Origin of the sequence: Paraburkholderia sp. BR10954, from assembly GCF_040965775.1 — a bacterium.
GTDB lineage: Bacteria > Pseudomonadota > Gammaproteobacteria > Burkholderiales > Burkholderiaceae > Paraburkholderia > Paraburkholderia youngii.
In genome coordinates, this window is sequence record NZ_JBFRCK010000096.1 from 1 (window position 1) to 7140 (window position 7140).

Annotated in this window: 4 protein-coding genes and 2 pseudogenes; 1 reads left to right on the forward strand and 5 read right to left on the reverse strand. The window is 58.1% G+C overall.

The features are described from left to right. Positions 1-231 precede the first annotated feature (231 nt). The 4 genes from AB4Y34_RS40200 to AB4Y34_RS40215 are packed head-to-tail and all read right to left on the reverse strand — an operon-like array spanning position 232 to position 4636. Positions 232-1314, reverse strand: a complete 1083-nt coding sequence (locus AB4Y34_RS40200) for an amino acid--[acyl-carrier-protein] ligase (protein ID WP_255215284.1) — start codon at positions 1312-1314, stop codon at positions 232-234. A gap of 1 nt (position 1315) precedes the next feature. Further along, complete coding sequence (locus tag AB4Y34_RS40205) at positions 1316-2506, reverse strand: acyl-CoA dehydrogenase family protein (protein ID WP_176369657.1); 1191 nt, start codon at positions 2504-2506, stop codon at positions 1316-1318. Further along, positions 2503-2754, reverse strand: coding sequence for an acyl carrier protein (locus tag AB4Y34_RS40210; protein ID WP_368719157.1), 252 nt, complete (start codon positions 2752-2754; stop codon positions 2503-2505). The genes AB4Y34_RS40205 and AB4Y34_RS40210 overlap by 4 nt, the downstream gene beginning before the upstream one ends. Before the next feature lie 52 nt (positions 2755-2806). After that, entirely contained in the window at positions 2807-4636 is a 1830-nt protein-coding gene (locus AB4Y34_RS40215; RefSeq protein WP_368719158.1) for an alpha/beta hydrolase, read from the reverse strand. 1113 nt (positions 4637-5749) lie between these two features. On the opposite strand from AB4Y34_RS40215, the pseudogene AB4Y34_RS40220 reads away from it, so the two are divergent. After that, positions 5750-5869 (forward strand): annotated as a pseudogene (locus tag AB4Y34_RS40220) (IS6 family transposase); the annotation flags it as partial. Positions 5870-5951: 82 nt separating this feature from the next. Here AB4Y34_RS40220 and AB4Y34_RS40225 read toward each other — a convergent pair. Then, positions 5952-6463 (reverse strand): annotated as a pseudogene (locus tag AB4Y34_RS40225) (IS6 family transposase); the annotation flags it as partial. Positions 6464-7140 lie beyond the last annotated feature (677 nt).

Consider the following 7140-nt stretch of genomic DNA (forward strand, 5'->3'; position numbering starts at 1 on the left):
GGCAGCGTGGTCGTGACAGGCGACCCGCCGCCCGGCCGTGGACAACCCGCGATTTGATCTTATCGGGAGGTGCCACACCGCATTAACCTCAACTACAGATCTATCCGTCGAACCGGGTCAACCTCATCCACCACTCGTTTGGTGGGGCCTAGTGTGTCCACTTTGGCGCCATCGGTCTAGACGGTGCTCGAGCAACGCTTACGGGTGAGTGCCTCTGCACCATCAATAAATTTATTGTTTTTCGTCGTTATTGACATCATTTTCGGGTGCGTCAGCAGGCTGTCGCCAGCACTCTAGTTCAGCAGCAATGCGCTCGCGACTATTGCCCCAAAGTAGTTCACGCACGTCGTCGGGCCATGCTTCGACGTGGCACCCGTGATGATGCAGCAGCGCAAGCGCGAGCCGCTCCATTCCGAATGCGATGCAGGCCGAGTGCGCGACGGCGCCATTCGCGCAACGCAGTTTCCATATCCGACCGAAGTGGTCCATGTGATAGTTGAACGATAGGCAGGCGGTTTTGCGGTGCCGATCCGTTACCGGGATCAGCAGTTCGAATTTCAACTGCTGCGCGCGCTGACTGTCCGCGACGATCTTGCCGCCGCGGCCGAAAAATGGGTCGTTCGCGACGTCGAGTTCAGCGGGCAGGCGTAACATTCCTGTAAGTGCATGGCCGCGTTCGATCCATGTCGCACGAAAAGCCTGAACATCTTCTGGCGAGCCAATCCGCACGTACTCGCGCATTCTGAACATTTGCATGCGCATCGGATCCAGGGAAGGCTCGTGACGGAAGCAGTACGACAGCACGTCAATTGTGAGCCCATTTTGTGGTAGCGGGCCGCGTCGCGCGACGACCGGGTAGACCGGATAGCACGCAGCGGGTGTGAGCACAGCGCGCGTTGGCTTTTGCTGGGCCAGCCAGGCGTCGCTTCGCTCGTCGCCGGGATCAGATACCACGTCGTCGAGCGCCCGCAGCAGGCGCCGGTGGTCGCGCTCGTCGCCGCAGAACGCGTGAATCGTGCCGGCGAGGTGCGGAAAGTTGTTCAGGTATTCGCTGTCTTCGAAGTCCTTGCGTGGCACCGCTGGCGGGAAGCGCAGAACTTCCGGATGCTGGTCCGCAGCCATGCACGATATCAGCCAGGTCAGGCGTTCGACGATGCCTTCGTAGATATGGTTGTGCCCATACAGGCCGTTTTCGCCGGTGTCGACGAGCAGGCCGGCTGCGATCAACCGGTCGCGCAACGGCCGTTGCGCATCGGATATGGGGGCATCACCGTGTGCATAGTTAGGGAGGGAAGATGTGACACGTACGCTCATTTCATGCCTCTTCTATTAATAGTGACGGGCGCTGCGCAAGTAGCAGACTAGCCGTGTTCTGGTCAATCCGGTCGTTGTTAATCATTAGGGGGGCAGAGTAAAGGTCGCGCAGATGCCGGCCGATGCTATAGCGGCCGCCATTCCGGTACCCGCTGATCCCGCAGATCATCATCGCCTCGTGCGCGACCTTCAGTGCGGCCGACGAGATGCTGGTTTTCAGGCTATTCATATCCGCCATGAAGCGGAGTTGAACGGTCAGCGGCAATTCTGTTGCGCATTTGCCGTACTCGGCCGCATGCACAGTCTGCGCTGCGGCAAATGCCGTACTCAAGCGTGCTTTCATCGTCTGCAACTGCTCGGTCGCACGAACAAGCCGCACTCTGGCAAGCAACATGCCATCCGGCAACGCGCGCGATTGAGCGCGACAGTACGCGTTTGCGCGCCGCAGCGCATCCGCCGCGATGCCGGTCCATACGGCTGCCCACAGCGCATGCGACACCGGCTGCATTGTACGGTTGGCGATGTCGCTGAACGGCGGGATCAGAATCTGCGCATCATCCACGTTCGCGACGAGACGAAATCCCGAGCTACAGGTACCTCGCATACCAAGCGCGTCCCAGTTGCCTTGCGGTTCTAGTGCGAGCTGGGTGCGCAACGCCACAATCAGCACCTGATCGGAGGGCGGCGCGTCATCCGCACGGCGCGCAGTAATGAGAATGGCGTCAGCGTAAGCGCCATACGAGATAGTGGGTGCGTCCTTCTCGATGCGGAACCGCTGGCCGTCACGCTGTACTGCGCACATGCTGGCGCGCAGACTTCCGCTGGTAGTTGCCTCGGAGGTCGCAGATCCGAGCAGCAACTGCTCACGGGCCATCCGCTCGACGAAAGCCAGCTGCCAAGGCCGTCCGCAGCAATGCGAGATCACGCACGCCGCCTGGGTCAAATGCATTGCGTAGATCATCGCAGTGGACGCGCAGCCTTGCGCGATGATTTCGCAGAGCGACGCGACGTCGGTCAGCGTTAGACCGGCGCCGCCGAAACTGGCCGGGACCAATGCGGGCAGGAGATGCTCTTTTCGCAGTGCGTCGATAGCTTCGGCCGGGAAGCGCGCATCGCGATCGACTGCGTACGCATGCTTGGCGGCTACGCGAGCGACCCGCAGTGCCGCCTCGTGCGCAAGCTGCGCGCTCATGACGTCACCTTTTGCTTCTGGAGCCGTAAGAGCGCATCGGCCATCGAATTGATACTCGAGAAAAACTGTCGGCCGAGCATCTCATCCGGAATCGCGATTTCAAAGGTTTCCTCGATAGCCAGCATCAGATGGACGGTCGCTATGGATTCGAGTCCGGCGGCGTACAAGTCGGTTTCATCGTTAAGCGTGTCAGGCGATCCGCGCAAGTGAACCGATTCGCAAACAATGCGACGAAGAATTTCTTTCATTTGGATACCTTATTATGCGAAGAAAAGAGGCGGGCGAAACGCATGGAACGGGCTACGGCTCGACAGTCGGCGTGGGCGGCTTCTTCATTTGCGGCGGGTAGGGCGCGTCCGATGAGGTATCTGGCAGGCTGCAGAACCGTTCGAGCAACCACCGCTGCGCATCGCTCATGGCGGCCTCGCGCGCGGAGCGCATAAACAGCGAGTGATCGACTATTGGCAACATCGCGACCCGTACGTGCGGAAATCGCCTCAGGCCACGTAGATTCGCGCCGAACTGCAGCTTTAATTCGTCGATACCGTGATCGAACTCACCGTATAACAACCGCACTTCGGCACCTTTTTCGTGGAGAAGTTCGAGGAGTCGGCGAGCATTGTTCGGAGAGAACGACCAACCGATGATCGCGTCCATCAAATCGGCGACGCGACGCTCCAAACGGCGTGTCGCCCACGTCACGAGTCCACGTACCATGCCAGCGAGCGATGCCTTGTCGCTCCATACGCGCTTCCATTTGTCTGTGCTAAGCGCGGCTCGCCGCAGCGTCCGGGTCGACGCGATAGCGCTGCTGTTTCGCACCTGCTCCTCGTTTTGCCACACGAATTGCTGAAGATTCACGCCGAACGCGCCGACGATTTGCGGGTGTGCCGCGCACGCATGCAGACCAACGAAAGCACCGCTACAGATACCGAATGTAACGACTGCCGTGTAGCCCTGTTCGAGCAGCCAGTTCGCGCCGGCGATCACATCGGCGCATGCCTCTTGCGAATGGAGCGACTCGGCTGTAATAGTGCATTCTTCGGGGGCGCTGTCGCCGAGACCGGCCAGATCCATTCGCAGCGACGCGATGCCTATCGCGGCGAGACGGCGGGCGAATAGCACGAAGCAGCGGCCGTCGCCGATGTTGTGGTTTGCGGCCGTGTTTGGGAACAGCACCGCAGGGGCATTCTCGAGTGCGTCGCGCGGGCGGCAGTACACGCCGAAGCATGCGCCGACAGAAACCGGCTGCTCCATGAAATTGGGTCCGGCCAATGTGGGAGCGACCGGTATGGCGCGGGACGCGGACTGATTCAGTGTGCGCAGAGAAGCGGGCGAAGCATCGATATTGCCATCTCCGTCGACGTCGTCTGCGAGCCATGCCGATACTGTCGCGAATGCACGAGCCGGAAGCTTGCTGAAGCGTGCCTCGACGAGAAAGTGATCAAGTTCATCGAACGGCGCACGCTCGACGGCCGCGCCATATGCTTCATATCGCGCGCTCAATGCGTTCCCGCTGTTGCGGTCGTTCGCCTCAAGCAAGAGCACGCGTCGCGCGGGTGCTGTCGTGTCGTTGCGCAGATCGATCCCCCCGATCCTGTCGATGTCGTCGCCATGAAGCCCGAAGCCAAACGCGCCGACCGTGTGCATGCTCTCTGGCGCCGTGCACATGCTCATATGGGCGCGCGCGCTGAGCCAGCGGTGATGATGCGCATGCAGTTCACGCAGATATTTTTTCCCGGACAGCACCGGGGCGAGCAGCACGAGTCCATCAATGCCCGACAACCGCTCGGCGGCAAGCGCGGCGAGCATCGCACCGAGCCTGAACCCGCATAGCGAGACGCGTTGTACGCCGGATACAGTGCGCAGGTATGCTAACGCATTGGCGATGCTGCCGATCCATGCGTCGACGCGGTCCGGATCCTCCTCAACATGTAGCGAATTGCCGGTTCCCGGATAATCGAAACGCAGCGTGGGCATTTGCTGCACAGCCAGTCGTTCGGCCAATTGCAACCATGCACGATGCGTGCATAGTTCGTCGTAGCCGAAAGCATTGCACAACACGACACCGTGCTGTCCTGGTGCGGGATGCAGCCACCCAGCACAGTCACCGAAGACGACAGCTTGCATAAGAGGTCAGTTCAAAAAAAAACCATGTCTGGAATGTTTAATTTCGGAGTGCGGTGTTAACTCGGCTTTCCGAAAGACGGAAACCGAGAAGGTGCACGCACCGATCGCAACGAATCGCGGGCATTGATAGAGCCCGATACTGCGCAAGGCCTGCGCGTCGAAACAACGAACTTAGCGCCCAACTTTTCGTGTGCCAAACCTCTCAGCGCTCAAGGCGCTTCGCTTCGGTGTTATCCCCCAAGACGGGATGGAAACATCCACCCCACCGCACGGGATGGAGCTCAGGCGAGACCGCGTTTGAAGGAGCACATTCTCGTAGACGCCAACAAAGTGCTTGTCAATGTCATACGGACTTTGATCGCCATTTAAGAACCACTCACACGTCGACAGCTGCGACTGACGAACGACCACCGGCGTATGACCCATGCTCCGCTAGACGGCGAGGTAGATTAGAGTCGGTAGGTAAGCTAACGAATTTTCGGTCCGCAATAATTCGCGAAAAATAAAAAATAAAATGTCGTATCTGAAAATGTTTTCGAATAGTCTCGGAAGAAAAATCGGGCCGCCGGAACCACAGAAAAAAACAGGTTGCGCTACCAATTGTCACTCTCTGTACGCGATTACCAAGCGTTGATCTCAGAAAGTTTCGCAGAAAATTTCAAAGAAATGCATCGGAAATGCTGACGACGATCGATTTGGGCGGATGGGCGGAGTAAACCGTCCTTCAGGTTGGATGATGCGGGTTAGCGCGCCCATTGTCATCAAGCGGATCACGGCTCCGATGGTAAAGGGTACTCCGAAAGCGATATTTGAGCGGACAGCGCCAGTTGCGTTCAGGCAGTTCATGCAAATTTGCGTTCATGGAATGGATAGTGGGTGGCTGTACTGTGCATTGCGGGACGCACTATGCGGCATTTCCGTGTCGACTACAAAATCGATTGTTTGGATAACACTGATCCACGTAACGGATGCAAGCGAGAAATATGCGCAATGATGGTTTTGCCAAATCGGCTTTCCGACATTAGCTTCAGCAATGTCACGTTGCTGACGGGGCCAGGGGGCATCCCGCGATGCAAAGTTCCAGATCGCTTTTATCACGGCCATCGCTTTCCCATGATCGTCATCAGTTGTGCCGTGCGCTGATGCTATCAGTTTCAGTGGAGGCTGCGCGACATCGACGAGCGGTTGTTCGGCCGCGGCGTTGTCGTTAGTCACGAGACAATTCGACGCTGGGGCGAATCGAGTGCCAAGGCCTTGCGGGGTTCTGTCGCGATAAGGAAGACAGCCGAGCATGTTCCAACAAATATTGGATTGCTTATAGCATCAGCGAATAGAAGGAGCGGCTGCCGTTCGGTCATCGCCGTCGTTTTTCATTTTCCCCTTGCGAATCATATGCATCACCTCGATACCAGAGAGAATTATGCGTGCACACCGAAAATCCTTGAAGCACATCATCGATCTGATGATACGTTCGATCGGTCGATGGTTCTGCTCCACGACGTTGTTCCGGTGTTTGTTCTTCCGGCTTCTGATCGGGGTTTCCCGTTCTGCGTTGATGGCTTCAAGTGCGGCCAGCTTCGCGCCGCTCTTATCTACGGTGAACGTCCCGGGGCTCGCCGTTCCGGTCAATGGCCGTCTGAAAGTAACGGCGCGCCGCAGCTTTGTCACGACGAGCGCGCAGAAGAAAATCAACTGTGTTGTTTTGCTTGTCGACGGCGCGATATAGACATTTCCATTGTCCTTTGACCTTGACGGAGGTTCGTCCATCCACCAGCTCCTGCCCACCGGTCGCTTGTGCTGACGAAGCGCCTTCTCAAAGAGCGGCACCCAGCGTCACCAAAGGGGGCGATCCTCGTGCGCTGCTGCACATGTCTCTCGTCACTGCCCCTCGCAGAGAAAAGGGCCTTCGTCGAGCCCTTCTGCCGGCTGCAGGGCATCGTGTCTCAGGAGGACACATGCATGGCGCTTCGTGAGGCACGATGAGCGGATTTCTGGGCATTGCCAAATCGGTTGCGTGGATCCCTGCCGTTCTTCTAGCGTTGCTGCGCGAGCACCGCTTATAACGCTGCTATCCGCTTATGCACGTTCCCGGAAAACAATCAGAGAGGCCTTGTCGACGACTTGCACACCCCAGAGGCGCGGCCGGGCACCGTTCCAGTTCGCGACTTGATGCCGCGATGGCGTTCTCGATCCTGTCGTTCAAGTATTTTAATGCGGCCGACCGTTTCAGACTGCTCTGCGTCTCGCGCCTGCGCCGGCAGATTCCTTCTGGTTGCAGTGCGACGATTTCTAGTGAACTATAGGAGAACACGATGGATCGTATCAGCGGGCATACCTTTTTCAAGCGGTTTTTTCAGCGAGACAGCACTGTTATCGATCTAGCAGGCTGTTGAATTTGGGTCCCGTGTAGACGGGGTTTGAGGGACGGGCGTTATGGATATCGTGTTCATGATCTTTGGCAGCGGATGCGATGCGCGGAATGGATGAGATGCAGGAACCCCTGT

Bases quoted from the DNA above. Each gene is read 5' to 3' on its own strand.
- AB4Y34_RS40200 (WP_255215284.1), bottom strand. From the start codon at position 1,314: ATGAGCGTACGTGTCACATCTTCCCTCCCTAACTATGCACACGGTGAT.
- AB4Y34_RS40210 (WP_368719157.1), bottom strand. From the start codon at position 2,754: ATGAAAGAAATTCTTCGTCGCATTGTTTGCGAATCGGTTCACTTGCGC.
- AB4Y34_RS40215 (WP_368719158.1), bottom strand. From the start codon at position 4,636: ATGCAAGCTGTCGTCTTCGGTGACTGTGCTGGGTGGCTGCATCCCGCA.
- AB4Y34_RS40205 (WP_176369657.1), bottom strand. From the start codon at position 2,506: ATGAGCGCGCAGCTTGCGCACGAGGCGGCACTGCGGGTCGCTCGCGTA.